Origin of the sequence: Pseudomonas proteolytica (assembly GCF_007858275.1) — a bacterium.
Classification (GTDB): Bacteria; Pseudomonadota; Gammaproteobacteria; order Pseudomonadales; family Pseudomonadaceae; genus Aquipseudomonas; species Aquipseudomonas proteolytica.
The window spans coordinates 84,487-110,728 of record NZ_VFEV01000005.1 but is presented as its reverse complement, the minus strand read 5'-3'; the positions used below and the strand labels follow the sequence as shown (position 1 = coordinate 110,728).

General features: G+C 63.0%; 27 protein-coding genes. 5 read left to right on the top strand and 22 right to left on the bottom strand.

The window, feature by feature from the left end; translation table 11 throughout:
• Positions 1-43: 43 nt before the first annotated feature.
• The 21 genes from FIV38_RS05500 to aspA form a co-directional block, all read right to left on the bottom strand.
• Entirely contained in the window at positions 44-1,495 is a 1,452-nt protein-coding gene (locus FIV38_RS05500; RefSeq protein ID WP_029290000.1) for an alanine/glycine:cation symporter family protein, read from the bottom strand.
• 367 nt (positions 1,496-1,862) lie between these two features.
• Positions 1,863-3,089, bottom strand: coding sequence for a hypothetical protein (locus FIV38_RS05495; RefSeq protein ID WP_092232230.1), 1,227 nt, complete (start codon positions 3,087-3,089; stop codon positions 1,863-1,865).
• Between the two features lie 597 nt (positions 3,090-3,686).
• Entirely contained in the window at positions 3,687-4,646 is a 960-nt protein-coding gene (locus FIV38_RS05490) for a PDR/VanB family oxidoreductase (protein WP_092232227.1), read from the bottom strand.
• Positions 4,639-5,070 (bottom strand): Rid family hydrolase, encoded by a 432-nt coding sequence (locus tag FIV38_RS05485; protein ID WP_070996683.1) that lies wholly within the window; start codon positions 5,068-5,070, stop codon positions 4,639-4,641. The genes FIV38_RS05490 and FIV38_RS05485 overlap by 8 nt, the downstream gene beginning before the upstream one ends.
• Complete coding sequence (locus tag FIV38_RS05480) at positions 5,067-6,101, bottom strand: aromatic ring-hydroxylating oxygenase subunit alpha (RefSeq protein ID WP_029289992.1); 1,035 nt, start codon at positions 6,099-6,101, stop codon at positions 5,067-5,069. Before FIV38_RS05480 ends, FIV38_RS05485 begins: the two co-directional genes overlap by 4 nt.
• A 21-nt stretch (positions 6,102-6,122) precedes the next feature.
• The gene (locus tag FIV38_RS05475) at positions 6,123-6,350 is read right to left on the bottom strand and encodes a recombinase-like helix-turn-helix domain-containing protein (RefSeq protein ID WP_029289990.1); all 228 of its coding nucleotides are present in this window, start codon (positions 6,348-6,350) and stop codon (positions 6,123-6,125) included.
• Position 6,351: 1 nt separating this feature from the next.
• Positions 6,352-6,669, bottom strand: coding sequence for a hypothetical protein (locus tag FIV38_RS05470; protein ID WP_029289988.1), 318 nt, complete (start codon positions 6,667-6,669; stop codon positions 6,352-6,354).
• Positions 6,670-6,671: 2 nt separating this feature from the next.
• Complete coding sequence (locus tag FIV38_RS05465; protein ID WP_070996685.1) at positions 6,672-7,814, bottom strand: FAD-dependent monooxygenase; 1,143 nt, start codon at positions 7,812-7,814, stop codon at positions 6,672-6,674.
• 13 nt (positions 7,815-7,827) lie between these two features.
• On the bottom strand, positions 7,828-8,793 hold the full coding sequence (locus FIV38_RS05460; protein WP_092232224.1) for a VOC family protein: 966 nt from the start codon (positions 8,791-8,793) through the stop codon (positions 7,828-7,830).
• Positions 8,793-10,286, bottom strand: coding sequence for an aldehyde dehydrogenase (locus FIV38_RS05455; RefSeq protein ID WP_092232221.1), 1,494 nt, complete (start codon positions 10,284-10,286; stop codon positions 8,793-8,795). The genes FIV38_RS05460 and FIV38_RS05455 overlap by 1 nt, the downstream gene beginning before the upstream one ends.
• Positions 10,287-10,296: 10 nt before the next feature.
• Positions 10,297-11,100, bottom strand: a complete 804-nt coding sequence (locus tag FIV38_RS05450) for an aspartate dehydrogenase (protein ID WP_070996686.1) — start codon at positions 11,098-11,100, stop codon at positions 10,297-10,299.
• Between the two features lie 10 nt (positions 11,101-11,110).
• Positions 11,111-12,793, bottom strand: a complete 1,683-nt coding sequence (locus FIV38_RS05445) for a thiamine pyrophosphate-binding protein (RefSeq protein WP_092232218.1) — start codon at positions 12,791-12,793, stop codon at positions 11,111-11,113.
• The gene (locus FIV38_RS05440; protein WP_092232215.1) at positions 12,786-13,583 is read right to left on the bottom strand and encodes an SDR family oxidoreductase; all 798 of its coding nucleotides are present in this window, start codon (positions 13,581-13,583) and stop codon (positions 12,786-12,788) included. The genes FIV38_RS05445 and FIV38_RS05440 overlap by 8 nt, the downstream gene beginning before the upstream one ends.
• Position 13,584: 1 nt before the next feature.
• Complete coding sequence (locus FIV38_RS05435) at positions 13,585-14,418, bottom strand: IclR family transcriptional regulator (RefSeq protein ID WP_029289973.1); 834 nt, start codon at positions 14,416-14,418, stop codon at positions 13,585-13,587.
• The gene (locus tag FIV38_RS05430) at positions 14,415-15,293 is read right to left on the bottom strand and encodes an alpha/beta fold hydrolase (RefSeq protein ID WP_092232212.1); all 879 of its coding nucleotides are present in this window, start codon (positions 15,291-15,293) and stop codon (positions 14,415-14,417) included. The genes FIV38_RS05435 and FIV38_RS05430 overlap by 4 nt, the downstream gene beginning before the upstream one ends.
• 4 nt (positions 15,294-15,297) lie before the next feature.
• Positions 15,298-15,837: a cupin domain-containing protein gene (locus tag FIV38_RS05425; protein WP_014720525.1), complete on the bottom strand. Its 540-nt coding sequence runs from the start codon at positions 15,835-15,837 to the stop codon at positions 15,298-15,300.
• Positions 15,838-15,850: 13 nt separating this feature from the next.
• Positions 15,851-16,615: an SDR family oxidoreductase gene (locus tag FIV38_RS05420; protein ID WP_371923836.1), complete on the bottom strand. Its 765-nt coding sequence runs from the start codon at positions 16,613-16,615 to the stop codon at positions 15,851-15,853.
• A complete protein-coding gene (locus tag FIV38_RS05415) occupies positions 16,615-17,388 on the bottom strand; it encodes an ABC transporter permease (protein ID WP_029289965.1) in 774 nt (257 codons plus the stop codon). The genes FIV38_RS05420 and FIV38_RS05415 overlap by 1 nt, the downstream gene beginning before the upstream one ends.
• Before the next feature lie 28 nt (positions 17,389-17,416).
• Positions 17,417-18,409 (bottom strand): ABC transporter substrate-binding protein, encoded by a 993-nt coding sequence (locus tag FIV38_RS05410; RefSeq protein ID WP_092232206.1) that lies wholly within the window; start codon positions 18,407-18,409, stop codon positions 17,417-17,419.
• 39 nt (positions 18,410-18,448) lie between these two features.
• On the bottom strand, positions 18,449-19,285 hold the full coding sequence (locus FIV38_RS05405) for an ABC transporter ATP-binding protein (protein WP_050492657.1): 837 nt from the start codon (positions 19,283-19,285) through the stop codon (positions 18,449-18,451).
• Positions 19,286-19,833: 548 nt separating this feature from the next.
• A complete protein-coding gene (gene aspA, locus FIV38_RS05400) occupies positions 19,834-21,258 on the bottom strand; it encodes an aspartate ammonia-lyase (protein ID WP_038444539.1) in 1,425 nt (474 codons plus the stop codon).
• A gap of 180 nt (positions 21,259-21,438) precedes the next feature.
• On the opposite strand from aspA, the gene FIV38_RS05395 reads away from it, so the two are divergent.
• The 5 genes from FIV38_RS05395 to FIV38_RS05375 all read left to right on the top strand — a co-directional run bounded on the left by FIV38_RS05395 (position 21,439) and on the right by FIV38_RS05375 (position 25,230).
• Positions 21,439-22,362 (top strand): LysR substrate-binding domain-containing protein, encoded by a 924-nt coding sequence (locus tag FIV38_RS05395; protein ID WP_092232203.1) that lies wholly within the window; start codon positions 21,439-21,441, stop codon positions 22,360-22,362.
• A gap of 316 nt (positions 22,363-22,678) precedes the next feature.
• Positions 22,679-23,170: a 5-(carboxyamino)imidazole ribonucleotide mutase gene (purE, locus tag FIV38_RS05390; protein WP_029289954.1), complete on the top strand. Its 492-nt coding sequence runs from the start codon at positions 22,679-22,681 to the stop codon at positions 23,168-23,170.
• A gap of 12 nt (positions 23,171-23,182) precedes the next feature.
• Positions 23,183-24,268 carry a 5-(carboxyamino)imidazole ribonucleotide synthase gene (locus tag FIV38_RS05385; RefSeq protein WP_092232200.1) on the top strand — a complete coding sequence of 362 codons (1,086 nt, stop codon included), beginning with the start codon at positions 23,183-23,185 and terminating at the stop codon, positions 24,266-24,268.
• A 100-nt stretch (positions 24,269-24,368) separates the two neighbouring features.
• Positions 24,369-24,614 carry a GlsB/YeaQ/YmgE family stress response membrane protein gene (locus FIV38_RS05380; RefSeq protein ID WP_029289950.1) on the top strand — a complete coding sequence of 82 codons (246 nt, stop codon included), beginning with the start codon at positions 24,369-24,371 and terminating at the stop codon, positions 24,612-24,614.
• A 79-nt stretch (positions 24,615-24,693) separates the two neighbouring features.
• Positions 24,694-25,230, top strand: a complete 537-nt coding sequence (locus tag FIV38_RS05375; RefSeq protein WP_029289947.1) for a DUF3299 domain-containing protein — start codon at positions 24,694-24,696, stop codon at positions 25,228-25,230.
• A 116-nt stretch (positions 25,231-25,346) separates the two neighbouring features.
• Here FIV38_RS05375 and FIV38_RS05370 read toward each other — a convergent pair whose 3' ends face one another.
• Positions 25,347-26,234 (bottom strand): D-hexose-6-phosphate mutarotase, encoded by an 888-nt coding sequence (locus FIV38_RS05370; protein ID WP_092232197.1) that lies wholly within the window; start codon positions 26,232-26,234, stop codon positions 25,347-25,349.
• Positions 26,235-26,242 lie beyond the last annotated feature (8 nt).

The window sequence follows — 26,242 nt, the reverse complement described above, 5'->3', positions numbered from 1 at the left end:
CCAGAGCATGCCCAAGGCCGGGCGGCGTGTCATCTGTCTACGCTCAGCGTTGCACTTGGGCGTTCAGTGGCGCGGTTGCTTGAGCGGTTGGCTCAGGCTGCACCGGGTTGGCCGGCCAGGCCTTGCGGTCCAGGTCCAGGTCGGGGAACTGGCTGGAGTCGAACACCGGGGTCTTGATGCCCGCCGCGCGCTGGTTGTCGTAGTCGTTGAGGATGCGCATGGCGATCTTGAACAGGAACGCCAGGGCGAACAGGTTGACGAACGCCAGCATGGTCATGGTGATGTCGGCGAAGGCGAACACCGTGCTGAGGTTCTCGATCGAGCCCCAGAAAATCAGGACCAGCACCAACGCGCGATAACCGATCAGCACCTTGCGGTTGTTACCCACCAAAAAGCGCAGGTTGCTCTCGCCCAGGTAGTAGTTGTACATGATCGAGGTGAACACGAACAACGCCAGGGCTACCGAGATAAACATCCGCCCCCAGTCACCCACCACCGCCGCCAGGGAGTTCTGGGTCAGGGCAATGCCGTCGCCTTCAAAACCTGGGGTGTAGAAGCCCGACAGCAGGATCAGCAGTGCGGTGCAGGTGCAGATGATAAAGGTGTCGAGGAACACGCTGAACGCCTGCACCACGCCCTGGGCAACGGGGTGTTCCACCGAGGCCACGGCTGCCACGTTGGGCGCGCTGCCCAGGCCTGCTTCGTTGGCGAACACGCCGCGCTTCACGCCCATGATGATCGCACTGCCCACCAGGCCGCCGAAGGCCTGGTCCAGACCGAAGGCGCTCTTGACGATAGTCGCGAGCATGGCCGGTACCTGGTCGAATTGCAGCACGATCACGTAGACCGTCACGGCGATGTACACCAGGGTCTTGACCGGCACCAGCAGGTCGGCGATCGAGGCGATGCGCTTGATCCCGCCGATAAACACCAGGCCCAGCAAGACCGCGAGGGCCAGGCCGGTGTAGGTGGTGTCAAAGCCAAACGCGTTGTTCAGCGAGTGGGTCACGGCATGGGCTTGCAGGCCGTTGAAGGCGAACCCGAAGGTCACCAGCAGCAGGAACGCCATCACCATGCCCAGCCAGCGTTTCTGCAGGCCGTGCTGGATGTAATAGGCCGGGCCGCCACGGTAGGTGCCTTCGGCGTCGGTGCGTTTGTAGAGCTGGCCGAGGGAGCACTCGATAAAGCTCGAGGACATGCCCACCAGCGCGGTGACCCACATCCAGAACACGGCACCCGGCCCGCCCAGGGTCACGGCAATGCCGACGCCGGCGATGTTGCCGGCGCCCACTCGCCCGGCCAGGCTGAGCATCAGCGCCTGGAACGAACTGAGTTGGCCGGCACTGCTTTTCAGGCTGTCGCGAAACACCGCGAACATGTGAAAGAAGTGACGAAACTGAACGAAACGCGAGCGGATCGTGAAGTAACCACCGAGCCCGACAATGAGCACGATCAGTACTTTTCCTGAGAGGAAGTCGTTAATGACTTCTAGCATGGAGTATTCCTCGCTGTTTTTTGTAAAAGCAAAAGCCGGACGGCTCGACTCCAACCCATTTCGCAGACAGCACGATAGGTGGGGCGAGTGGTCGTCCCGGTTCCAAGTCGCGGGTTGTTATTAGTTCGGCGTTCGCATGCGGCTGGCGGCCGTGCATGCGAAGAGGGGCGGCACTATACCTAGGTGCGCGCCAGCCGTCTGCAAGCAGCGCAACTGGGCGAGGAATGGTAGGCGGGCAAAGGGCTGAACCGTTTCACTATTGTAGGAGCGAGCTGCTCGCGAAAAACGCCCATGCACCGCGTTTTTCCAGGATGCCGGCGTCATCGTTGGCGATCTTCGCGAGCAAGCTCGCTCCTGCAAGGGGGCGTCAGAAGTAATAACCAATGTTCACATTGGTGCGGTAATACCATTCGTTGCTGCCCACCGAACTGGTGTTGGTAAAACCGCTGCCATTCTCTGCACCGCCATAGGGGTTGGCGTTGCGCGCCCAGGTAAAGTCGACCCAGGCCATCACCGGCATCGCGAGGAACTGCGCGCCCACGGTGAACATCTGCGAATCATCCCAGGCGCTCTTGTCTTTCATCATCCGACTGTAGTCGGTGTACAGCTTGACCTTCTTCAACTGCCCCAGGGTCGGGGTGTAGACGTCATAACCGAGGTTGACCGAGGCCAGGCTGGCTTTGGAGGCGATCAGGTACGCCGGGGTCAGGCCGTTGCCGCCCATCAACACCGAATCCTTGCTGACTCCGGCCGGGTTTTCGGGATCGTATTCGTAGCGGATGGCCTGGGTGGTGACCGTCCACAGCCCCTTGTTGATGATGGCGTGTACGCCCGCGGCCCAGTAGTCGCCATCATCCTTGGTAGTGGCGTTGTACAACTGGGCGGTGGCCAGCGAGGCGCCGATCTCGGTCTTCCAGCCATCGCTGTTGAAGGTGCGCGCCACGCGGGCGTTGAGCTGGTTGCGTTTCTCGTTGTCCTGGCGCGATTGGGTAAAGGCAATCGCATTGTCTTTCAGGTCGGCGTAACGCCCGACTTCCGGCGAGTAGCGAATATCGCTGGGCAACATGCGCGGGAAGAAGCCAAGCTGCACGTCCCAGTCCTGGTCCTTGTAGCTGTACTTGAGGCCGGTGCCGGCACTTGAGGCGTAGCCCATGAAAAACGGCAGGTGGTAGCTCCAGCCAAATTGCGGATAGGGCTCCAGGCCAAACGGCTTGAACGGCGCCCCCAGTTGCAGGTTGGAATTGGCGTTGAGCCGATAACCGACAAACCCCCGGTCGATGGAGCGCTTGCCGTCGTCCTGGAACCAGTAGCCGATATCGCTATAGAGGCTCTTGTAGGTGGCCTGCACATCCAGGCGGAACGTGTCGAAGAGAAACCGGCCATTGTTCTCGGTGGTGTCCCAATGCTCGTCGCGATAGTTGGTACGCAGCGCACCGCCGATATCCAGGCTGCTGTCACCGCTATCGCTGCGCCAGGAAATATGTGGGAAAGGTTTTTTGGCCGCGTTGGCCCGCACCGGCTCGGAAGGAATGGGTTCTGCGGCGAAACTGCTGAAACTGGCAAACATCAATCCTGCACACAAGACGCGCTTCATAGAGACCTCTCTACCGGGTGATCGGCAACACTCGTCCGCTTGCCTTTAAAGGCAACTAAGGAGGGAGCGGGTCTTACCGGGTTTAAGTGTTGGTTATTATTGTTTTATCGGCGAAACGCCGTTTAATCAGTGAATGCACAGGAGTAGAGCAGGAAGTGTGCCAGGCGGCCTGTTAGTTTGTTTTTTATAAAAAAATCATTAAAAACAATTGTTTATATGGGAAACAAAGCTGTTTGTATAACCCATGAAACAACCCGCAAGTGCGGTAAAAAAGTTGCCCGTGATAGGTGCGTCTTTATTGCACGCTGCCAATGAAATGGGCACTTGTGTGTTTACGGATGAATAATGATTTGCCTATTAATGTGTTCGATAAACGGCTACCTGACATTTTGGCGAGGTGCCTTCTGTGGCGAGGGGGCTTGCCGGAACGCCGTATCGCCCCCGCTGGGCTGCGAAGCAGCCCTAAACCCAGTCACCTCGGTCTGTCTGACAGTGGGCAGTGAGTTGCATTGGGGTCTGCTTCGCAGCCCAGCGGGGGCGATACGGCGTTCCGGCAAGCCCCCTCGCCACAACAAGTCATCACAACGAGCCTGTAGGCTAGAGGTCGAGCACCAGCCGTTGGCTCTTGCAGCCGGAAACACACACCATCATCGATTTGTTCGCTGCACGCTCGGCCTTGGTCAGCACGCCGTCGCGATGGTCGATCTCACCTTCCACCACTCGCGTCTCACAGGAACCGCACACCCCTTCGCGGCAGCTGTGATCGATATCGCAGCCGGCTTCGAGCAGTACATCCAGCAAACTCAAGCCGGGTTCCACCGACAGGGTTTTCCCGGACTTTTTCAATTCGACGCTGTAGCGGTTCTGAGCATCTGCGCTGGGCGGCAGTTCGGCGGCGGTAAACCGTTCGATATGGGCGTGGGGATAACCCAAGCGCTCACAGGTGCTCTCGAAGGCATCCAGCATCGGCGTTGGGCCGCAGCAATAGAAGTGCGTGTCCGCAGGCTGGCCGGCGAGGTAGGCGGCGAGGTCCGGCGGCACGCCTTTTTCGTCGTTGAAGTGGTACACCACCCGCGCATCGAGCCCGTTCAAGGCTTCCACCAGCGCCGCTTCCTGGCGCGAGCGCGCGCAGTAGATCAGCTCGGCGGATTTTCCCTGGGCCAGCAGTTGGCGGAACATGCAGTAGATCGGCGTAATGCCAATGCCACCGGCCACCAGCACACTGTGGCTGGCGCTCAGGTCCAGTGCGAAGTTGTTGCGCGGTGCCGAGATCGATAGCGGCATGCCGACCCGCAGTTGGCTGTGCACATATTCCGAGCCGCCGCGGCTGTTGCGGTCACGCAGGATGCCCACGGTGTAGCGCCCCTGGTCGCTGGGAGCGTTGAGCAGCGAGTAGCTGCGCACCAGGCCGTTGGCCAGGTGCAGGTCGATGTGCGAGCCGGCCTCGAACGGCGGGAACACGGTATCGCCCAACGGCCGCAGCTCCACGCTGATGATGCCTTCGGCTTCATAGCGCAAAGTGTGCACGCGGGCGGTGAGCAGGGAAGGCTTAGACATCATTCACCTCTGTGACGGTACGCAGGTCGACATCGAGCCGGGCGCTGGCCTCGATCTCGACCCGTAGTTCAGGAAACACCAGCGCGCTGACGGCCACCAGGGTCGACGTGGGAAACACTGCCTGGCCGGCGAAAAAATCCCGCCGGGCGCGGCCCACCTGGTCCTTGTCGGCGATATCGGTGAGGTACACGGTCAACCGGTGGATATTGCCGATATGCCCACCGGCCGCCGTCACCAGCGCCTGGATCTTGCCCAGCACCACCAGGGTCTGGGCGTAGCAATCCAGGTTCGCCTCGCGGCTGGCGGGGTGCGCGGTCATCCCTGACATCACCACTTCGCGGCCGATCAGCAGGGCGTTGGACCAACTGGCGCCGGCCGGCTCGGCCACGCCTTGGCATTCAACCCGTCGCACGGCTTGGCTCATGACAGTTGCTTCGCGTCGATCAGTTCAAGCTGGGCCTTGGCCGCGTTCTTCAGGTAACGGCGCATGCGCACCACACCCAGGTCGTGCTGGTAGAGGTTTTCGCGCTGGTTGGCGTCCGGCTCCATGAACTCCAGCAGCACCCGATCCTGCTCCAGCACTGCCCAGTGCCGCGCTTCCAGGCGGTTCTTGTAGAGGAAGCGCCAAGTGTCGCGCTGCCAGCCGGTCAGCGGCCGGCAACGCCAGTGGAACACCGCTGACAACGCGCGGCTGCTCGGCGTGTAGCTGCCGATAATGGTGAAATTGCCGCCCGGGCCGCCGGTTTTCGGGTAGGGGATTTCCAGGCGCAGCCAGTGGCAGCCGTTGTCCATGAATTCGGTCCAGTCGAAGTTCACCCCGCGCTGGCCTTCCTTCTCGAAAAAGAACCCGTTGTCGGTGTCGCGGGTGACGAACTTGGCGGTGGCTTCGCCTTCGCTCATCGAGTGCGACATCTTGTGCAGGTAGGTGCCGTGCATCGGGTCCATGACGTTGTCGATCACGTAGCGATAGTCACCTTTCCACTCGGTGTAGCAGACGAAGCTGCTCCACTCGGGCGAGGTCAACTGCTCGGGCAACACCAACTCCGGCGGCGTCTCCAGGTGCGGGTCGGCGGCGTTGAACAGAAAGATCGCACCCGCTGCTTCGCGGGTATGGAACATACGGGTCGGGCGGCTGCCTTCAAGTTTGCAGCCGGGGCTGCCGGGGACCTTGGTCACGGTGCCGTCACAGCGCACTTCGATGCCGTGATACGGGCACTGCAGGCGATCGCCCAGGATCGGGCCCTGGGACAGCGGCGCACCGCGATGGGGGCAGTGGTCTTCCAGGGCGTGTACGCGGCCATCGTTATCGCGCCACAGGGCGATCTTGTAGCCGAGGCGGCGCACCGACACCGGCTTTTCGCCGAGCAGGTCCGAGGGTAATACCGGGAACCAGAGGTCTTTTAGGCCATTGGCCAGATGGTTTTCAACAGGGTCGACGGTCAATTGCATAGTCATTTTTTTATTCCTTCTGCCGGGTCATTCGCCCAGCCGGGCCATCAGGGTTTGATAGGCATCTGCCGTCCACTCGCCGCTGGTCAGCGGGCAGGGCGGGCCGGCCAGGTTGAGGTGGGCGAGCAGCGCCGCAAGCTCAGTCACGCCGTTGCCGAAGGCGCGTTCGATGGAATCGCCCAGCAGCTCTTCAAACTGGGTATTGGGCCGTTTGCGCGCCTGATGGGGCTCGAGGAATCGTTCGGTAGTGCTCATGTCATTGACCTCCGTTGCGTACCCGTTCGCGGATCGTTTCGCGTACCGGGATAAAGTCGTATGTCGGGAAAACTTCAGTGCTGAACACGCCCCACGCCGAGCGTTCCAGCTCCACGTTCAGCGCGGGCAGCAGGCTCGGCGGCAAGCGCAGGGTGACGATCTGGCCCAGGCCCATGGCCACGGTCCAGCTCACCAGTTCCACGCCTTGGGGCGGAAAACGCTCCCACCACTCTTGCTGCTTCATATGGCGCTGAATGTCTTCGAGGTTCTTTGATTGGTCGTGCTTGAGCAGCACAGTCACCAGCAAGGTTTCGTTCATGTTCAGGCCGCGCTTTGTGTGGGCACGGTCCAGGCGTCGTAGCCATAGACCCAGTCGGCATTACCGCCGTCCTTGAGCCATTGGTTGCCGCGCGAGCCGATCTGGATCTGGCTGGTACGTTCCAGGCGCGCCTGCTGGTACGCCTGCAATGCCTGCGCGACCTGGGCCGGGCTGTCGAGGTCTTGCAGGTAGCGACCGAGTACCACTGCATCCTCGATGGCCTGGCCGGCACCCTGGGCCATGAACGGCATCATCGGGTGACAGGCATCGCCCAGCAGGGTGATCGCGCCCTTGGACCAGAACGGCAGCGGGTCACGCTCATACAACGCGGTCTTGAGTACATCGCTGCACGCCTCCAGCAGGGCGCGGGCGTCCGGATGGAACGCTTGATAGTGGCTGCGCAGCTCGTCGGCATCGCCAGCGCTGGTCCACGATTCTTCGTGCCAGCTGTCCTGGGCGGTGGTGGCGAAGATAAAAATGTCTTTACCCTGGTTGAGCGGGAACGTGACGATCTGGCTCTGCGGGTTGGGGCCCCACCACTTGGTGAACGCCTGGATATTCGGCACATGGGCCACCAACTCGGCCGGCACTACGGCGCGGTACGCCACCACCCCGGTAAAGCGCGGATGCTCTTCGCCGAACAGCGCGTTGCGCACCACCGAATGAATGCCATCGGCGCCGATCAGCACATCACAGCGGTGCTGGCTGCCATCCTTGAAATGCAGGTGGATGCCGTCGTCAGTCTGCTCGACCCGTTCGGCGCGCTTGGCAAACTGCACCTGCTCCAGCGGGAACACCTCGGCCAGGGCCGCCAGCAGATCGGCGCGGTGGATGGTCAATTGCGGGGCGCCGTATTTCTGCTCGGCGGCATCGGACATTTCCAGGCGCGAAGTCTCTTCGCCGCTGTCCCACATCCGGCTGATGCGGTGGGTCGGCCGCGCGGCAGGGATGCGCACGGCGGCGCCAATGCCCAGGCCATCCAGCGCCCGTACCGCGTTGGGGGTGAGGTTGATATCGGCACCGACCCGTAAAAAGGCCTTGGACTGTTCGAACACGGTGACCTGGTGGCCGGCGCGGTGCAGGGCGATGGCGGCGGTCAGGCCGCCGATACCGGCACCGGCGATAGCAATATTCAGGGAAGGCATGGGCGACTCCTGCTCAGGATTTGGGTTTGTCGGTGAGGAACTTGCCTTGCGGCGCCTCGACGTGTTGCTGGCGTCGGGTATTGCCGTCGATGCCACCGGCAATCGCCCACTCGGCGAACACCGTGGGCCCCGGCTCAAAGGTGCGCGGCTGCCATTCGCCGGTCAGTTGGTCTTCGTCGGCGTAGTACTCCACCAGCGCGCCGGCGGGGTTCTTGAAGTACCAGAAAAACGCTGAAGACACCGGGTGGCGCCCCGGGCCGATTTCGGTCGGCCAGCCGCTGCGCGACACATGCATGCCACCGCCAAACACCTCATGCACATCGCGTACGGTAAAGGCCACATGGTTCAGCCCGGCCCGTGGCGCCGGCAGTTGCAGCATGAACAGGTCGTGATGGCCGCCTTCTTCGGCGGTGCGCAAGAACGCCCCGCGATCCGGGTAGCGGTCCGAGGCCTGGAAGCCGAAACGCTCGTGGTAGAAGGCTTCGCAGGCGTTCACATCCTTGACGAAAAACACCACGTGGCCGACTTCAATCGGCGTGGCGCGCTCGTAGATCGGCGCGGCCTTGTTGATCCGGCCCTTGGTCTGCCAGGTGTTGTGGCCGCTGCACTCGATCTGCAGCTCGCGCTTGCGCGTCACTTGCAGGCGGATCGCCAGGCCGTTGGGGTCGGTGCAGCCGATGCGCCCGTTACCTTCGACAAAACCCGGATCGTTGGCGATGCGTTCGGCGTACAGCGCAAGGTCCGCTGCGTCGGCCACACCCCACACCACTTCGCGCACGGTGGAGCCGGCTTCGATGGCGGGCGGCAGGCCCGGTTTGTTCAGGTCGGCGAGTACTACGCGGCAGCCGTTGAGCGTTTCGAAGATCACTTCGTTCGTCTGGGTGCTGACCTGCTTCAAGCCCCAGTCGCTGAAAAACCGCACGCAGGTGTCGAGGTCCTCGACGCCATAGGTGACTTCATCAATACCTAAAACGCTCATCACGCTACCTCGTGTGGCACACCGGCCCAGGCCAGTGGCTGTTGGTTCATGCCCCAGTAGAGGCTCTTCTGTTCCATGTATTGCAGGATCCCCAGGCGCCCTTTTTCGCGGCCCAGGCCACTGTCGCGCCAACCGCCGAACGGCGTGGAGATCGAGAACTGCTTGTAGGTGTTGATCCACACCGTGCCGGCCTGCAAGCGCCGGCCCAGGGCCCAGGCGCGCTTGTAGTCACGGCTCCAGATGCCGGCCGCGAGGGCGTACAGGCTGTCGTTGGCCTGCTCCAGCAGTTGCTCTTCATCGTCGAATGGCATGGCCACCAGCACCGGGCCGAAGATTTCTTCCTGGCACACCTGCTGTTGGTTGTGCAGGCCCTCGAGGATGGTTGGCGGGTAGAAGTAACCCTGGTCATACAGGCCACCGCTGGGGCGCTGCCCGCCCAGGCGCAGGCGCCCACCTTCGGCCAGGCCGAGGGCGACATAACGCTCCACCGATTCACGATGGCCGGCGCTGATCAGGGGGCCCATCTGCGTGTTTTCGTCGGCCGGGTCGCCCATGCGCAGGTTGGCGGCGGCGGCCACCAGGCGCTGCATAAAGGGTTCGTACAAGGCGCGCGCAACAAACAGCCGCGAACCGGCAATACACGCTTCGCCCGAGGAGCTGAAAATGCCGTACAGCACACCGGCCACTGCGTGGTCGAGGTCGGCGTCATCCAGGACGATGGTTGGCGACTTGCCGCCCAACTCCAAAGACACCGGCATCATCTTGTCGGCGGCGATATGGGCGATGTGCTTGCCGGTGCGTGTGCCGCCGGTGAACGACACGCGCTTGACCAGCGGGTGGCGGGTCAGCGCATCACCGAGCAATGAACCCTTGCCCGGCAACACGCTGATCAGGCCCTTGGGCAGGCCGGCCTCTTCGCACAGGCGCGCCAGGCGCAGGGCCAGCAGCGGGGTGATTTCTGCCGGCTTGATCACCACCGCATTGCCCGCGGCCAGGGCCGGGGCGACCTTTTGCGCCTCGCTGGCAATCGGCGAGTTCCATGGGGTGATCGCGGCGACCACGCCCATCGGCTCGTACACGCTCATGCTGACGAAATCACCGCGCGACGGGGTGATGGTTTCTTCCAGGGTTTCGCAGGCAGCGGCGAAGAACTGGAAGGTACCGGCAGCACTCGCTACCAGCGCCCGGGTTTCATTGATCGGCTTGCCATTGTCCTGGCGTTGCAACTGCGCCAGCTCTTCACTGTGCAGGCGGATCAGCTCGGCAATGCGGTACAGCACGGCGGCCCGTTCGTGGGGTTTGCGCTGGGCCCAGTCGCTGTGCAGGAACGCCTGGTGCGCGCCCTGGATGGCGTCTTCCACATCCTGTAGATCGGCGGCATTGAGCCAGGCTACGGGTTCGCCGGTGGCCGGGTAGTGGCTGGCGTAGCGCTCGCCACGGCCCTGGCGCCAGTGGCCGGCGATGCAGATCGGTAAAGTCTGTTCGAGGGTCATCGACGGGCTCCTAGATTGAGATGGCATGGGCGTGGTTGCCCAAGGCACGGACCACGCTGTACACGGTCAGCGCCGAGGTCTTGGGGTTGGCCAGCAGCGGCTTGCCGCGCAGGCTCAACTCGAAGCGGCCAAAGGCGCCACGGGCTTCGAAGTGGTGGACGTTTTCGTCGCTGTGGGGGTCGGCGATCAACGTCACATGGGTGCGATCCAGGCCCAGCCCGGCCAGGGACAGGGTGGCGGCGACGTTGGCGTTTTTCGGGTACAGCCGCGCCGCTTCGCGGGCACTGCCCTGGAAGATCACCGTGGCTTGGCTGATGGAATCCAGATCGCAGGCCTGCTCGCCGGGGGTGTTCTTCCAGGCCCGGGCCGGCTTGCGCCCGGTGTAGTTGACCGAGTCCAGGCCGCCGACCTTGGCCGCCGACAACGCATCAATGCCGCCAATCGCGCCGGGCAGCAGCTCGATGCGGGTTTTGCCGCGTTCAGCGGCGGCTTCCAGGCGCTCGACCAGGCCCACTTCGGACAAGGCGCCGACCGAGACGATCAGGCAGGCAATGCCGCGCTCCAGGGCCGGCAGCACATGCTCCTCGATGGCCCGGTGGCCGGCGCACTCCACCAGCAAATCCGGGCGGGCGTCGGCGGGCAATGCCGTGAGCACCTGCGGCGGCTGTTTGAAACTGGCCAGGCGCTGACGTACCAGGGCTTCGGAGCCCTGGGACGCGATGACGTAATCCACGCACAGCTGCGGATCGTTCTCCAGCAGCTCCAGCACGCCGACGCCAATGGCGCCGCAGCCGATCATGGTGATATGCAACATGCGACGATCCTCAGGCGGTGGCCTTCTGGGCTTTGGTTTCGCTGTTGGGCGGGCCGGCGAACTGGGTGGCGAAGTTGCCCACGCTGAGCATGTCCACTTCCAGCAGGAACGGGCCGGGCTGGCTCAGGGCGCTGTCGACCACCTTGCCGAAGTCCTTGAGGTCGGTGACCAGGCCGTGGCGCAGGCCCATGGATTCGGCGAGCTTGGTGTAGTCCGGGGTGTGCAGGTCGACGTAGCAATGGCGGCTGCCGTAGACCGCGTCCTGGATATTGCGGATCACCCCGTAGCGCTGGTCGTTCATCAGCAGGATCACCAGGTTGGCGCGCTCCTGCACCAGGGTCGCCAGCTCACCGAGGTTGAGGATGAACCCGCCGTCGCCCGCCAAGGCAAACACCTTGCGCTCGGGCGCGGTTTCAGCCGCTGCCACGGCCGCACCGATACCCATCGCCAAACCCTGGCCGATCCCGCCACCGAGGGCGTGCACCCCGGCGCGCGGGTGGTACAGGTTGAGCAGGCGGTTGCCCCAGATGCTGTTGGACAGGGTCACATCGCGCACCCAGGAGAAGTTGCGCCCGGTGCTCGCCTGCAATTGCTCGACCATCGCCGAGTACGGTCCCAGGTCCGCCACCAGTTGGCTGCGCGACTGCTCGCGCACGGCCTTGAGCTCGCTAAGAAACTGCGGGTCGGTGTGCAGGCGGCCTTCCAGGCGATCAGCCAAGCCGGCCAGGGCCAGGGCTGCATCGCCGCAGATAAACAGTTCGCTGGCATAGCTGCGGCCTTCGATGGCCGGGTTGGCGTCGATGCGCAGGGTGTTCTGGGGCAGCTTGAGCGCGTACTTGAAGGTCTCGTTGCTGCGCAGGCGTGAGCCGGCGATCAGCAGGGCATCGCAGGTTTGCAGGAACTGCTCGACCCGCTTGTTTTGCGAAAAGGCCCCCAGGCAACGCTCGTCGTCTTCATTGACCACGCCACGGCCCTGGGTCGACGTGATCACGCCCACACCCATCGCCAGCAGGCGTTTGACCTGCGGCCCGGCATGCCGTGCGCCGCCACCGAGCCAGAGCATTGGGCGCTTGGCATTGGCCAGGCGCTCGGCCACCAGGTCGAGGGCTTCCGGCGGCGGCACGGCGACCGGGATCGGCAGCGGCGACAGGTCGGTGGGCATCGGGATAAAGGTCGACTGGATGTCGATCGGGATCTCGACGCTGACCGGGCCGGTGGGCGCGGTGAGGGCGGTCTGCACCGCGAGCTTGAGGGTACTGATGGCGGTCTCGACGCTGCGCACGCGGAAGGCGGCCTTGGACACCGCCTTGAGCATGTTCAACTGGTCGCGGGCTTCGTGGATATAGGCCAGCTCCTGGTCCAGGTACGGCGTCTCGATCTGCCCGGTGATGTGCAGCAGCGGCGTGCCGGCGGTCTGTGCTTCGACCATGGCGCCAGCGGCATTGCCGGCGGCGGTGCCGGTGGAAGTCAGGCACACGCCCAGACCTCCGGTGGTGCGGGCATAGGCATCGGCCATGTTGGCGGCGCCGGCTTCACCCCGGGCCATGACAAAGCGGATGTTGCCGCGCACGGCGAAGGCATCGAGGATCGGCATGTTGTGGATCGAGATCACGCCAAACGCGGCCTTGACGTCGCATTGTTCGAGAAAGGCGGTGATGGCAGCGCCCACGGTGACAGTGTTTTCATTACGCATGGCGAGACAGGCCTCCGGATACATCGATATGGCTGCCTGTGGTGTAAGCCGACAGAGGCGAGGCCAGAAACAGGATCGCGCGGGCCGCTTCAAGCGGCAGGCCCAGGCGCCCCAGGGGAATATGTTTTTGTTGGGCCAGGCGGGCGGTCCATTGCGCCCAGTCGAGGTCGCGTTCTTCACGCGCTTCGAAGCGCCGGCGCCATTGCCCCGATTCCACCAGGCCAATCAGGATGCCGTTGACGCGGATGCCCTGGGGGGCGAATTCGGTAGCCATCGAGCGCACCAGGTTCTTGATCCCGGCGCGGGCGGCCGAGGTGGCGACCATGTGCGGCTCCGGCTGGCTGGCCAGCAGTGAGTTGACGCAGACGATGGCGGCGTCGGCCTGGTTTTGCAGCTGGGGCTTGAAGGCACGGACCGGGTTGATCACCGAAAAAAACTTCAGGTTCAGTTCTTCGGTCCAGGCGCTGTCGGTGGTGTCGGCAAAGGTCGAGACCCGGCCTTGCCCGGCGTTGTTGATCAGCACGCTGGCGGCGCCAAGCGCGGCCTGGCTGGCGCTGGCAAAGGCGTTGACCGCTTCGCCATCGAGCACATCGCACACCTGGGCCAGCAGCCGGCCTTGAGGGAAGCGCTGGCGCAGGTCGTTTTCGGCACGTTGCAGGCGCTCTGCATCGCGGCCGCAGAACGCGACGCTGGCGCCGGCTTCCAGCAGCAGTTCGACGCACGCCAGGCCAATGCCCGAGGAGCCTCCGGTGACGATTGCGGTGCGGCCCTGCAATGGATAAAGGCTCATCTCAATCTCTCATCAAGGCAGTGACGCGGGGCTGGCCGCTGTGGGCGCCGCCGTTGTAGTTGAGCAAGCGCGACAACTCGTCGGCGCTGCGCCGGACCTGGGTCAACAGCTCTTCAAAGTTCACATGACCGATTTGCGTGGTGGGGATGGTCACGCCAAGGGCCGCCACGATGTCGCCGCTCTGGTCGCGTACGGGGGCGGCGACTGTGGAAATCGCCGACTCAAAGAATCCTTCGCCGCTGACAAAACCGCGTTGGCGGTCGGCCTGGAGCAAGTCGAACAGCTCCATCACGGTTTTGGGTGTGCAATGGGAGTGCTGTTCCAGATGCTCCTCGGGGTACAGCTCGCGCAGTTCGGCCAGCGACAGGTCTTCGAGAAGGATGCGCCCCAGCACCGTGGCATGGGCCGGCAACCGGGTGCCGACGTTGACCGCATTGGAGAACACCGACGGCGGCGAGACCTTGGCCACGTACACGATGGAACGTCCATCGCGCACCACCAGGTTGCTGGGGTAGTTCACCCGGTCGCACAACCGCGCCAGCAGTGGCTGCCCCAGTTCGGTCAGCTCCAGCGACGCGAGGTACTCGAAGCCCAGGCGCAGCACCGACATGCCCAGGCGGTATTCGTTGCCGCTGCGGGTGACGAAGCCCATGGTTTCCAGGGTGGTCAGCAGGCGGAAGATGGTCGAGCGCGGCAGCGCCAGGCGCCGTGCCAGCTCCGGCGCCGTCAGGGTGCGGTTGCGCCGGCTGAACTCGCAGAGCAGCAGCAAGCCGCGCTCCAGGCCCGGCACGATGTATTTGTCCTGGGCATCCTTCAGCAGATCTGAGTCGTTCATAAGGTTCTACCTGTCAGGGATTGTTTGAGGGCGTAGGCCAGGCGACCGGCAACCACCAGCGGTTGTTCGATGGGGCTGGCATGGCCTGCGTCGGCGATCAGGTTGAAGCTGGCACCCAGGGCCTTGGCCACGCCCAGGCAGGTGTCGGGGGTGGTGATGGCGTCGGCTTCGCCGCAATGCACGTCGCAGGGCATCGCTGGTTGGCCGTGGCGCAGCAGGTCGTCGCCGCACAGCAATTCGATGGCCTGGCGATAGCCCAGCGGGTTGAGGCGCGCCATGTTCCAGTGGACCCAGGCCAGTGCTTCGGGCTGGGCACGCGGTGACAGCATGTGCGCGCTGCGTTGTGCGGCCAGCCCGGCGATGCCCAGGCGTTGCAGGTTGTCCAGGCGTTGCTGGCGTACTTGCTGGCGCTGCGGGCTACGTTCGGGCGCGCCATAGCCGCGAGCGGGGCTGATCAGCACCAGGCGGCTCACGCGTTTGGCCTGGGCGCTGCGGGCCAATGCCAGGGCGGTCAGCGCGCCCAGGGAATGGCCGACCAGCACGCACTCATCCACCTGCAGCGCATCGAGCATCTGTACCAGGCGCGCGGCGTATTGCTCGGCCTTGGGCACTTGCGACTCCAGGGGGCTGGAGTCGCCATAACCCGGTGCATCCCAGGCGATGACCCGAGCCTGGGCCGCCAGATGCTGTGCCACCTGCAGCCAGGACGCCGCCCCGGAGCCGATGCCGTGCAGCAACACCACCGCAGGCCCCGTGCCACAGACACGCAGGGCCTGCTGACCACCTGCCGAGGTGACCAGCTGCTGGGGGAAATCGCGCTGCAGTTGGGCTTGCAGGTGGGCCGTCGGCGCGGCTTGAGTGAGTCCTGGCAACATGGGCTTACCCGCGCTTGATCGAGGCCAGAGGGTGCTCTGGCGGATAGGTCGGGGTGATCGGCTTTTTCGCGCCGAGCATCACGCACATCAGCGCGTCTTCGTCGCCGATGTTGATCTCTTCGCGGTACACGCCAGGCGGCACGGAAATCACGTCGCGGTCGGTGAGGATGGTTTCGAAGCGTTCGCCGTCCTTTTCCAGCACCACTTTGAGTTTGCCGCGCAGCACGAAGAACACTTCTTCGACGTCAATGTGCAGGTGTGGCGGGCCCTCGTGGCCGGCCGGGATGACCATGGTGGAAAAGGTGAAGTGCTCCGACGGGATGGTGTTCATGTCGGTGCTGATGCCGGTACCGCCGGTGCCGATGTAGCGCATTTGCGCGCGGCGGAACTTGGGGTCGTAGTCGGCCTGGAACTTCAGCGCATCCCAGTCGTACTTGCGCGTCTCGTAGCGGGCAATGCGCGTATTCATCCAGCTTTCCAGGCTGGCGCCGGCAGGGCGATCCCAGCTTTTTGGGGTGTCGTTTTGGGCAGATAGATCAGTCATGACAGTCTCCAGATCAAGGCATGACGAACCCGCCGTTGACCGGCAGGGTTTGTCCAGTGATAAAGCGGGCAAGGTCGGACAGCGCGAACAGCACGGCGCCGCTGACGTCTTCGGGCAATTGCGGGCGCTGCAGGGCCCGCTGGTCGTTGTACAAACGGTGGCGCGCCTCGGGCACGTAGGCGGTGGCTTCCACCAGCACCAGGCCGGGGGCGATGGCGTTGACGGTGATGTTGTCGCTGCCCAGTTCCCGCGCCAGGCTGCGGGTCATGGCGATGATTGCGCCTTTGCTGGCGACATACGCCAACAGGTTCGGCGCGCCCCACAGCGGGGTGTCCGAGGCCAGGTTGACGATGGCGCCCTGGCCGCTGGCGCGCAGGGCCGGCAGGCAGGCGGTGGTCATCAGCCAGGTGCCGCGCACGTTGACTTGCATCACCTGGTCCCAGGTGTCGATGCTCAGCTCTTCGCAGCTCTTGCCGCCGGAGTTGGTGATCGAGGCGTTGTTGACCAGGCCGTCGAGGCCGCCGAGCAGGCTGATCGTCGCGTCGATACAGGCTTGGATCGATGCGGGTTGCGCCAGGTCCACCGTCACGGCCTGTACGTCAAGGCCCAGCGCCCGTAATTCGGCGGCGGCCTGCTGCACACGTTCGTGCAGCACATCGGCGATCACCACGCGGGCGCCGGCCTGGCCGATGGCCTGGGCAAAGGCATAGCCCAGGCCACGGGCACCGCCGGTGACCAGCACGCGGCGGCCTGCAAGCAAAAGGTCATGGCCGCTCATCATTGAGTGCTCAACATGGCTTTGGGCATGTAGTGCAGGACGCGTTTTTCCGCCCACACCACCGCACCGTAGGCGATCACCCCAATCAGGGTCAGCGCCACAATGGCGACGAACACACCGGCGGTGTTGCCCTGGCCCTCGGCGTCCACCAGCAAGAAGCCCAGGCCCTGGTTGCCGCCCACCAACTCACCGACGGTGACGCCAATCACCGCCAGGGTCGAGGCGATACGCAGGCCGGAAAACAGCGCGGCCATGGCCGATGGGAACTCCACCAGGCGGAAGATCTGCCAGCGGCTGGCGTTCATGGTGCGTACCAGGTTGATCATGTCCGGGTCGACGGTGCGGATCGCCGAGAGCACGTTGATCATCACCGGGAAAAACACAATCAGGATGGCGATCAGGATCTTCGGGTAGATGGTGTAGCCCAGCCACATCACGAACAGCGGCGCAAAGGCGACTTTGGGGGCGATCTGCAACGCCAGGATGTACGGCGACAACATGGCTTCGGCGGCCGGCGACAGGCCCAGCGAGACACCGATCATCACGCCGAGCAGGGCGCCGAGGGCGAAGCCGACGACGATCTCCAGGGCGGTGATCAGGGTGTGTTGCAGCAGGCCGCCGGTTTGCCACATCACCAGGCTTTCCTGGGCCACGCGGCTGAGTTTGGGCATGACGAACTCGGGCATGCCGAGCAGGCCCGGACCCCATTGCCACAGCACCAGGAACAGGATCAGCAGCGCGACGCTACCGAGCACGGAGTTGTTGTTTTTCATCGTGTGCGTACCTCAATGTCCCGGTGCTTCACTGTGCGGCGACCGGGCTGTCGACGAATTGGTTGGTGAAGAGCTCTTCAAGCGGGGTCGCCTGGGTGACGATGCCTTCGCTGACATAGAACTGGCGCACCTTGTCCAGATGCTCCGGATCGATGTGGCCGAGCACGGCTTGCTTGGCGTAGACGTGTTCGACGTAGAGCTTGAAGATCTTCTCCAGCGAGTCTTCCTTGCCGGCGTAGGCCGGTACCGCCTTGGCGAAGGTCACGGCGGCGGCGCGCGGGTCCTGGATGATGTCGCGCATGCCTTGCAGGGTGCCCTGCACCACGCCGCGCACAACCTGGGGCTGGTGCTTGATGGCGTCGTCCGAGGCGAGAATCGCCTGGGCCATGCTTTCGAAGATCTGGTCCTGGGGGATCAGCTTGATCTGCACCCCGGCTTCCTGGGCATTGATCACCCAGTCCGGTACGCCGGCCATGGCCTGGGCCTTGTTGGCGGAGAACAGCTGCCAGACTCCGGCGGGGCCGGCGGCCTGGATGTCCACGTCGTTCTTGCCCAGCCCGGCTTTGCGCAGCGAGGCGAGCAGGGCGTAGTAAGTGGTGTCGGAGTACGACATCACCGTCATGGTCTTGCCCTTGAGGTCGCTGATGCTGTTGATGTTGTCCTTGGCATTGGTGGCGATCATCGTCACCCCGCCGTCACCCAGCACCGCCACGGCGCGCACCGGGATGCCATTGGCCCGCACCACAATCGGCGTGTCACCGATGGCGCCGCCGATCAGCGCGTTACCGGCGCCGATCTGCTTGGCCACGTCCACGCCACCTTTGGCGGCGATAAAGGTCAGGTCCAGGTCCTGGGCCGTGTAGTAGCCCTTCTCCTTGGCGATGATCCACGGTGCGAACGCGGGCGAGTTGGGCGGCGCCGGCAGCAGGTAAGTGACCTTGGTCGGCTGTGCCTGGGCGGCGCAGGCGATACCGAGGCCCAGGCTGAGGGCGCAAAGACGTTGAAACAGAGACTTGAGCATGGGGACTCCTGAATCGGTTGGGGGCCGCGAGGGCGGTGATCAGTGCAGTTCGGTGTCGGCGCCGACCTGGAGCAACTCCATCAGGCGGCCTACCAGCGGGCCGATTTCCGGCAGCTTGCGGCGCTCCAGGGGGTTGTCGCGAAACGGCAGGTCAATGCTGATTTCTTCGATGATCGTGCCGGGGCGCGCGCTCATGACCAGCAACCGGTCGGACATGGCGATGCCTTCGATCAGGTCATGGGTGATGAACAGGGCGGTCTTCTTTTCGTCGAACAGCATCCGTGCCATGTCCTGTTGCAGGATCATCTTGGTCTGGGCATCGAGGGCCGAGAACGGCTCGTCGAGGAACAGCACTTGTGGGTCGATGGCCAGGGTGCGAGCCAGGGCGGCGCGCTGGCGCATGCCGCCGGAGAGTTGGAACGGGTAGTGATCGGCGTAGCCGTTGAGGTGGCAGCGGTCGAGCAGGTCCAGGGCCACCTTCTGCCGGGTGGCGGCGGGCACGCCCTGGATCTCCAGGCCCAGCTCCACGTTGCGGCGGATGCTGCGCCAAGGCATCAGCAGATCCTTTTGCAACATGAACGCGACCTGCGGCACGGGCCCGGTGACCGGCTCGCCACCGACGAACACTTCACCCTCGCTGGGCCGGTACAGGCCCGAGCCCATATTCAAAATGGTGCTCTTGCCACAACCGGATGGGCCGATGATCGACACCACTTCACCCCGGCGAATCTTGAAGTTCACCTCGCGAATGGCGAAGGGCGCGTCCGCTTTACCCTTTGCCGGGAAACATTTACCGACATTGCGAAATTCAATTTCAGTCGGCTCCAGCTCTTCCTTGAGAGCGGGGTTATTCCATTGGGGCGTCACGGCGTACATCTCTTTCACAGCCATCAGGTAGGTTCTCTGGTCTGTTTTATAGGTGATACGCCGTTTAGTGCATGAACAATGCCAGGGGGTTATTTCCTACAGTTTTTTAGTAAATGTCTTTTGATATCAGTTGTTTGGATATAAATAGTTGCAGGCTTAATGTTTCATATATGAAACGTTGGTTCTTATATGGCACGAAATTGCACACTGCCCGGGCATGTTTTGGGAAGTTGCGAGAACTCGGTGCTTTTTCGGGTAACGCGGAGAAGTTACGAAGGGGCTTATTTGTTTTATATATAAAACGCAGCTGTGCGTTTCTATATAGGTAGTTGTAGGAGCGAGCTTGCTCGCGAAGAACGTTAACGAAAACGCGGGCTTCCTGGATAAGCGCGGCGGTCTCGGGTTTTTCGTCGGAACGCCGCCCGGAGCCAAGCTCGCTCCTACAGGGGGCAGGCGTTAAAAAAGGCAAAAAAAAGGGCCTGAAGAGCAAGTCTTCAAGCCCTCAAAAGGGTGAGAGGTGTCTAGTCCCTCAACCTGGTGAGCGGTGCTACATGCGTTCAGGCCTTCAAAGGCACCAGACGCGGGGCAATCATGTTTTCCGGGCGCAGGATGTCGTCGAGCATGGCGTCGTCGAGCAAGCCTTCTTCACGCACCAGTTCCAGCACGCCGCGGCCGCTTTCAAGGGCGATACGCGCGATGCGGGTGGCGTTTTCATAGCCGATGTACGGGTTCAGCGCCGTGACCAGGCCGATGGAGTGCTCCACCAGTTCGCGGCAGCGGGCCTCGTTGGCGGTGATGCCGACGATGCAGTGCTCGCGCAGCATGTCCATGGCGCGTTGCAGCAGGCGGATCGAGTCGAAGATCTTGAAAGCGATCAGCGGCTCCATCACGTTCAGTTGCAGCTGGCCGCCTTCGGCCGCCATGGTCAGGGCCAAGTCGTTACCGATGACCTGGAACGCTACCTGGTTCACGGCTTCCGGGATCACCGGGTTGACCTTGCCGGGCATGATCGAGCTGCCTGGCTGACGCGCTGGCAGGTTGATCTCGTTGATCCCGGTACGTGGGCCGCTGGACAGCAGGCGCAAGTCGTTGCAGATCTTCGACAGCTTCACCGCGGTACGCTTGAGCATGCCGGAGAACAGCACGAAAGCGCCCATGTCGGAGGTGGCTTCGATCAGGTCGGCCGCCGGTACCAGCGGCTGGCCGCTGATGGTGGCCAGGCGTTGTACGGCCAGGGCCTGGTAGCGCGGGTCGGCGTTGATGCCGGTACCGATGGCGGTGCCGCCCAGGTTGACTTCGGTCAGCAGCTCCGGAGCCAGGGTTTTGAGGCGTGCCAGGTCTTCACCCAGGGTGGTGGCGAAGGCGCGGAATTCCTGGCCGAGGGTCATCGGCACGGCGTCTTGCAGTTGGGTGCGGCCCATTTTCAGGACGTGGCCGAACTCGACACCTTTGGCGGCGAACGCCTGGATCAGGCTGTCGAGGCTGGCCAGCAGCGCGTCATGGCCCAACAGCAGACCCAGGCGGATCGCGGTCGGGTAGGCGTCGTTGGTCGACTGCGCCATGTTCACGTCGTTGTTGGGGTGCAGGTATTGGTACTCGCCCTTGTTGTGGCCCATGGCCTCCAACGCGATGTTGGCGATGACTTCGTTGGCATTCATGTTGGTTGAAGTGCCAGCGCCGCCTTGAATCATGTCCACCACGAACTCTTCGTGGAAGTCACCGCGGATCAGGCGGGCGCAGGCTTCGCTGATGGCAGCGTGCTTGGCTTCGCTGAGCTGGCCCAGCTCGCGGTTGGCATCAGCGGCGGCTTGCTTGACCATTGCCAGACCGACCACCAATTTCGGGTAATGCGAAATCGGAACGCCGGAGAGACGGAAGTTATTCACAGCTCGCAGGGTCTGGATGCCGTAATACGCTTGAGCAGGTACTTCAAGTACGCCAAGCAGGTCTTTTTCTGTGCGGAATGATGCAGCGGAGGACATGACGGAAATCATCTCGATATGGACCCGGGCTAGGCCGGAACGCTGTGAATGCTAGGCTTGTGGGAGTTTTTGGGCCAATGCTATTAAGCACTGGCCTATGCACAAACGGCATAATGTTGATGTGACCCGGTTATCATGGCGGGCGTGTGTGCCAAAATGGTGCATGCTCTGGAGAATCAGATGAACCTTGAAAGCAAATGGCTGGAAGACTTTAGCGCCCTGGCGGCCACCCGCAGCTTCTCCCAGGCAGCGGAGCGGCGCTTCGTCACCCAGCCGGCCTTCAGTCGACGCATCCGCAGCCTCGAGGCGGCCCTGGGGCTGACGTTGGTCAACCGTTCGCGCACGCCCGTCGAACTGACCGCGGCGGGGCAGTTGTTTTTGGTCACCGCGCGCACGGTGGTCGAGCAATTGGGCGAAGTACTGCGCCATTTGCATCATTTGGAAGGTGGCCAGGGCGAAGTCATGCAAGTGGCTGCCGCTCACTCCCTGGCGTTGGGCTTTTTCCCACGCTGGATCGCGCAATTGCGCAACGAAGGGCTGAACATCGCCACACGTCTGGTGGCCACCAACGTCGGCGACGCCGTGCATGCCCTTCGCGAAGGCGGGTGCGACCTGATGCTGGCGTTCTACGACCCGGATGCGGCGATGCAGATGGACCCGGACATTTTCCCGTCGTTGCACCTGGGCAACACCGAAATGCTCCCGGTATGCGCCGCCGATGCCGATGGCAAGCCGTTGTTTGACCTGGAGGGCGAGGGCAGTGTGCCGCTGCTGGCCTACAGTGCGGGTGCGTTTCTCGGGCGCTCGGTCAATCTGCTCTTGCGCCAACGTGCCCTGCGCTTCACCACGATTTACGAAACCGCGATGGCCGACAGCCTGAAAAGCATGGCCCTGGAAGGATTGGGAATTGCCTGGGTGCCACAGTTGAGCGTGCGCGCCGAACTGGCGCGCGGCGAGCTGGTGGTGTGCGGCGGCCCGCAATGGCATGTGCCGCTGGAGATCCGGTTGTATCGCTGCGCGTTGGTGCGCAAGGCCAACGTGCGGTTGTTGTGGCGCAAGCTGGAAGGCGGCGCGGCGCAGTCCCCGGCGGCTGAGCGCGGTTAAATGTGGGAGCTGGCTTGCCTGCGATGGCGGAGGGTCAGTGCCTGAAATGTCAGCTGATACACCGCTATCGCAGGCAAGCCAGCTCCCACAGTATTTTGTGGTGTTTTCGCTGACCTGAAAGTCAATAAAACCGCCTGTTTGAGGTGTAAGACAGATGGTCACCCAAGGGGCTGTTTATCTGCATTATTACGGTATACTGCGCGGCCTTCGGCCGGTCCAACCGGCCTTAATTCGTACAACAAGCCACGCCGGATTTCCCGCGTGGCTTGTTGTTTTTTGACGCGCCTGCGGGCGCCCAGAGAGAAGAGGCACGACGATGAGTGCATTGGTTGGCGTGATCATGGGCTCCAAGTCCGATTGGTCCACCCTTAGCCACACCGCCGATATGCTGGAAAAGCTCGGCATTGCGTTTGAAGTGAAGGTGGTCTCTGCCCACCGCACGCCAGACCTGCTGTTCCAGTATGCCGATGAAGCAGAATCCCGTGGCATCGAGGTGATTATCGCCGGTGCCGGTGGCGCAGCCCACTTGCCGGGCATGTGTGCGGCCAAGACCCACTTGCCGGTGCTCGGCGTGCCGGTGCAGTCGTCGATGCTCTCGGGCGTGGATTCGCTGTTGTCCATCGTGCAGATGCCCGCCGGGATTCCGGTAGCGACCCTGGCGATCGGCAAGGCTGGTGCGATCAACGCGGCATTGCTGGCTGCCAGTATCCTGGGCGCCAAGCATCCACAGTTCCACGCGGCCCTGAAGAAATTCCGCGCCGAACAGACTGACAGCGTCCTGGACAATCCAGACCCACGCATCGCCTGAGGTTGTTGATTGATGAAAATCGGTGTAATCGGTGGCGGCCAACTGGGTCGCATGCTGGCCTTGGCGGGCACTCCGCTGGGGATGAACTTCGCGTTTCTTGATCCGGCGCCGGACGCCTGTGCGGCGGCCCTGGGCGAACACCTGCGGGCGGACTACAGCGACCCAGACCACTTGCGCCAACTGGCCGATGAAGTCGACCTGGTGACCTTCGAGTTCGAGAGCGTGCCGGCTGAAACCGTGGCGTTCCTGTCGCAATTCGTGCCGGTGTACCCGAGCGCCGAAGCGCTGCGCATTGCCCGTGACCGCTGGTTCGAAAAGAGCATGTTCAAGGACCTGGGCATTCCGACCCCGGCGTTCGCCGATATCCAGTCCCAGGCGGACCTGGATGCTGCCGTCGCCAGCATCGGCCTGCCGGCCGTGCTGAAAACCCGCACCCTGGGTTATGACGGCAAGGGCCAGAAAGTCTTGCGCACCGAAGCCGATGTGGTCGGCACGTTCGCAGAACTCGGCAGCGTCGCCTGCCTGCTGGAAGGCTTCGTGCCGTTCACCGGCGAAGTCTCACTGGTGGCCGTACGCGCCCGTGATGGCGAAACCCGCTTCTACCCGTTGGTGCACAACACCCACGACAGCGGCATCCTCAAGTTGTCCGTGGCCAGCACCGATCACCCGTTGCAGGCCCTGGCCGAAGACTATTCCAGCCGCGTATTGAAGCAACTGGATTATGTCGGCGTGATGGCGTTCGAGTTCTTTGAAGTCGACGGTGGCCTCAAGGCCAACGAAATCGCCCCGCGCGTGCACAACTCCGGGCACTGGACCACCGAAGGCGCTGAGTGCAGCCAGTTCGAAAACCACCTGCGGGCGGTAGCGGGCTTGCCACTGGGTTCCACGGCCAAGGTCGGCGAGAGCGCGATGCTCAACTTCATTGGCGTGGTGCCGCCGGTTGAGCAGGTCATTGCGATTGATGACTGCCACCTGCATCACTATGGCAAGGCTTTCAAGGTCGGGCGCAAGGTCGGTCACGCCAACCTGCGTTGCAAGGACCGCGCGACGCTTGATGCGCAAATCGCCAAGGTCCAGGCGCTGATCGCTGCGCAATAACCCTGGGGGCGGCGGGAACCATTGGTGACCGCCATCCTCTGATTGCAGGATGCCAAAGTCTGACTAGGCTTCAGCTAACTTTCATTCAGAGGGAAATGCCATGGGTATCATTGGGACCATCTTTATCGGTTTGATCGTCGGCCTGCTGGCGCGTTTCCTGAAACCAGGCGACGACAGCATGGGCTGGATCATGACCATCCTGCTGGGTATCGCCGGCTCCCTGGCGGCGACCTATGGTGGCCAGGCGCTGGGTATCTACCAGGCAGGCCAGGGCGCAGGCTTCATTGGCGCGTTGGTAGGTGCCATTGTGTTGCTGGTGATCTACGGTCTGCTGAAAAAGAAGTGATTTAGCGACAAGCCCTCTGCGCTGCGCAGGCGCAGGGGGCTAGAATGCCGGCACTGTTCTTATTTGCCGAGCCACCTTCATGCGCCGCCTCCTGTTGACTGTCCTTTTGCTGGGCTCAAGCCTGGCCCACGCCGCTGAGCTGCCGGAAACCGACTGGCTGGAACTGATGCCCAAGTCAGACCAGAAAGCCCTCGAACAAATGCCGGATATCGACCACAACTCCCCAGAGGCCCTGGGCACCTTTACCGAAAAGGGTGGCTTGAAGCAGAGCAAGGGCTTGCCGGCCGTGATGTATTCGACCAAGACCGTGGGCGCCATGAATGGCAAGCACATCCGCCTGGGTGGCTATCCGGTGCCCCTGGAAACCGATGCCAAGGGCCGCAGTACCCTGTTCTTCCTGGTGCCGTACCCGGGCGCTTGCATCCACGTGCCGCCGCCACCGCCCAACCAGTTGGTGTTGGTGCGCTATCCCAAGGGCCTGAAGCTCGATGATATCTACACGCCGTTGTGGGTCACCGGCACGTTGAAGGTGGAGACGGTGAACAACGACCTGGCGGATGCGGCGTATGCGCTGGATGCGGGTGTGGTGCGGGTGGTGCAGGAGTCAGACCTGTAACCAGCGCCACAAATCCCCCCCTGTGGGAGCGGGCTTGCTCGCGATGGCGGTGTATCAGTCGACATTTCGTTAACTGACCCACCGCTATCGCGGGCAAGCCCGCTCCCACATTGGGTCTACACGGGCAGGTTGGCGATGCTCACGCCCATGGTGTGGCTCGCACCCGGTGCCAGCACCACTGCATCGTCCAGCACATTGGCCGTCTCGATGCACAGCATGCCCTGCCAGCCATCGTCGGCCATGTCATCGAAAGCCTTGGCGCGTTCGGTCCAGGGGTTCCAGATCACGGTCGATTTCGACCCTTCGCTGGTGAGCTGGATACGCCGCTGCCAGTCTTTATCCACGATGTTCAATTGGGCCGGGGTGTCGAGGTAGATGCGGTCGGTCTCGGCAGTGAAGTGCAGGAGGCCCGATTGCTTCTTGGTCGCCCAACCGTCGGCGGTATCGATATAGTCCAGCCCATCCAGGCCTTCGACCTGCACGTTGCGCACATCGCTGACGGCGAAGTAGCTGTGCAGCGCCTGGCTGATCGTCACCGTGTCGGTGCCACGGTTGTGGCTGGTCAGGCGGATATGCAGTTGCTCGTCCAGCAGCAGGCTCATGTTCAGATCGACCTGATGCGGCCAGCCAGGGAAACCGCCCGCTGGCGCAATGAGCGCCAATTCAACCCGATTGTCTTGCACGCCGACCAAGGTCCAGATGGCGGTACGCGCAAAGCCATGGGCGCCGGCCGGCTGGTCGCTCTGGCGCATCGCCTTGACGCTTTGCGGGTTGCGCTCGAATACACCAAACCACGGCCAGCACACCGGCACGCCGGTACGGATGCCTTTGCCTTGCTTGAACACCGCCTTGTCGTTGGGCCAGATCACCGGTTTTGCATCGGCCGGCTGGTAACTGAAGACGTGCGCACCCTGCTGGGCCACCAGCACTTCGGCGCCGTTGTGGCGGATGCGCCAGCAGTCCAGCTCATCCATTTTCACGGTTTCAAGGTGGGGCGTAGGCATACAGGGCT

What these genes read in the sequence shown, in the direction of transcription:
- FIV38_RS05500 (WP_029290000.1), bottom strand. Translation starts at nt 1,495, where the DNA reads ATGCTAGAAGTCATTAACGACTTCCTCTCAGGAAAAGTACTGATCGTG.
- FIV38_RS05495 (WP_092232230.1), bottom strand. Translation starts at nt 3,089, where the DNA reads ATGAAGCGCGTCTTGTGTGCAGGATTGATGTTTGCCAGTTTCAGCAGT.
- FIV38_RS05490 (WP_092232227.1), bottom strand. Translation starts at nt 4,646, where the DNA reads ATGTCTAAGCCTTCCCTGCTCACCGCCCGCGTGCACACTTTGCGCTAT.
- FIV38_RS05485 (WP_070996683.1), bottom strand. Translation starts at nt 5,070, where the DNA reads ATGAGCCAAGCCGTGCGACGGGTTGAATGCCAAGGCGTGGCCGAGCCG.
- FIV38_RS05480 (WP_029289992.1), bottom strand. Translation starts at nt 6,101, where the DNA reads ATGACTATGCAATTGACCGTCGACCCTGTTGAAAACCATCTGGCCAAT.
- FIV38_RS05475 (WP_029289990.1), bottom strand. Translation starts at nt 6,350, where the DNA reads ATGAGCACTACCGAACGATTCCTCGAGCCCCATCAGGCGCGCAAACGG.
- FIV38_RS05470 (WP_029289988.1), bottom strand. Translation starts at nt 6,669, where the DNA reads ATGAACGAAACCTTGCTGGTGACTGTGCTGCTCAAGCACGACCAATCA.
- FIV38_RS05465 (WP_070996685.1), bottom strand. Translation starts at nt 7,814, where the DNA reads ATGCCTTCCCTGAATATTGCTATCGCCGGTGCCGGTATCGGCGGCCTG.
- FIV38_RS05460 (WP_092232224.1), bottom strand. Translation starts at nt 8,793, where the DNA reads ATGAGCGTTTTAGGTATTGATGAAGTCACCTATGGCGTCGAGGACCTC.
- FIV38_RS05455 (WP_092232221.1), bottom strand. Translation starts at nt 10,286, where the DNA reads ATGACCCTCGAACAGACTTTACCGATCTGCATCGCCGGCCACTGGCGC.
- FIV38_RS05450 (WP_070996686.1), bottom strand. Translation starts at nt 11,100, where the DNA reads ATGTTGCATATCACCATGATCGGCTGCGGCGCCATTGGCGTCGGCGTG.
- FIV38_RS05445 (WP_092232218.1), bottom strand. Translation starts at nt 12,793, where the DNA reads ATGCGTAATGAAAACACTGTCACCGTGGGCGCTGCCATCACCGCCTTT.
- FIV38_RS05440 (WP_092232215.1), bottom strand. Translation starts at nt 13,583, where the DNA reads ATGAGCCTTTATCCATTGCAGGGCCGCACCGCAATCGTCACCGGAGGC.
- FIV38_RS05435 (WP_029289973.1), bottom strand. Translation starts at nt 14,418, where the DNA reads ATGAACGACTCAGATCTGCTGAAGGATGCCCAGGACAAATACATCGTG.
- FIV38_RS05430 (WP_092232212.1), bottom strand. Translation starts at nt 15,293, where the DNA reads ATGTTGCCAGGACTCACTCAAGCCGCGCCGACGGCCCACCTGCAAGCC.
- FIV38_RS05425 (WP_014720525.1), bottom strand. Translation starts at nt 15,837, where the DNA reads ATGACTGATCTATCTGCCCAAAACGACACCCCAAAAAGCTGGGATCGC.
- FIV38_RS05420 (WP_371923836.1), bottom strand. Translation starts at nt 16,615, where the DNA reads ATGAGCGGCCATGACCTTTTGCTTGCAGGCCGCCGCGTGCTGGTCACC.
- FIV38_RS05415 (WP_029289965.1), bottom strand. Translation starts at nt 17,388, where the DNA reads ATGAAAAACAACAACTCCGTGCTCGGTAGCGTCGCGCTGCTGATCCTG.
- FIV38_RS05410 (WP_092232206.1), bottom strand. Translation starts at nt 18,409, where the DNA reads ATGCTCAAGTCTCTGTTTCAACGTCTTTGCGCCCTCAGCCTGGGCCTC.
- FIV38_RS05405 (WP_050492657.1), bottom strand. Translation starts at nt 19,285, where the DNA reads ATGTACGCCGTGACGCCCCAATGGAATAACCCCGCTCTCAAGGAAGAG.
- aspA (WP_038444539.1), bottom strand. Translation starts at nt 21,258, where the DNA reads ATGTCCTCCGCTGCATCATTCCGCACAGAAAAAGACCTGCTTGGCGTA.
- FIV38_RS05395 (WP_092232203.1), top strand. Translation starts at nt 21,439, where the DNA reads ATGAACCTTGAAAGCAAATGGCTGGAAGACTTTAGCGCCCTGGCGGCC.
- purE (WP_029289954.1), top strand. Translation starts at nt 22,679, where the DNA reads ATGAGTGCATTGGTTGGCGTGATCATGGGCTCCAAGTCCGATTGGTCC.
- FIV38_RS05385 (WP_092232200.1), top strand. Translation starts at nt 23,183, where the DNA reads ATGAAAATCGGTGTAATCGGTGGCGGCCAACTGGGTCGCATGCTGGCC.
- FIV38_RS05380 (WP_029289950.1), top strand. Translation starts at nt 24,369, where the DNA reads ATGGGTATCATTGGGACCATCTTTATCGGTTTGATCGTCGGCCTGCTG.
- FIV38_RS05375 (WP_029289947.1), top strand. Translation starts at nt 24,694, where the DNA reads ATGCGCCGCCTCCTGTTGACTGTCCTTTTGCTGGGCTCAAGCCTGGCC.
- FIV38_RS05370 (WP_092232197.1), bottom strand. Translation starts at nt 26,234, where the DNA reads ATGCCTACGCCCCACCTTGAAACCGTGAAAATGGATGAGCTGGACTGC.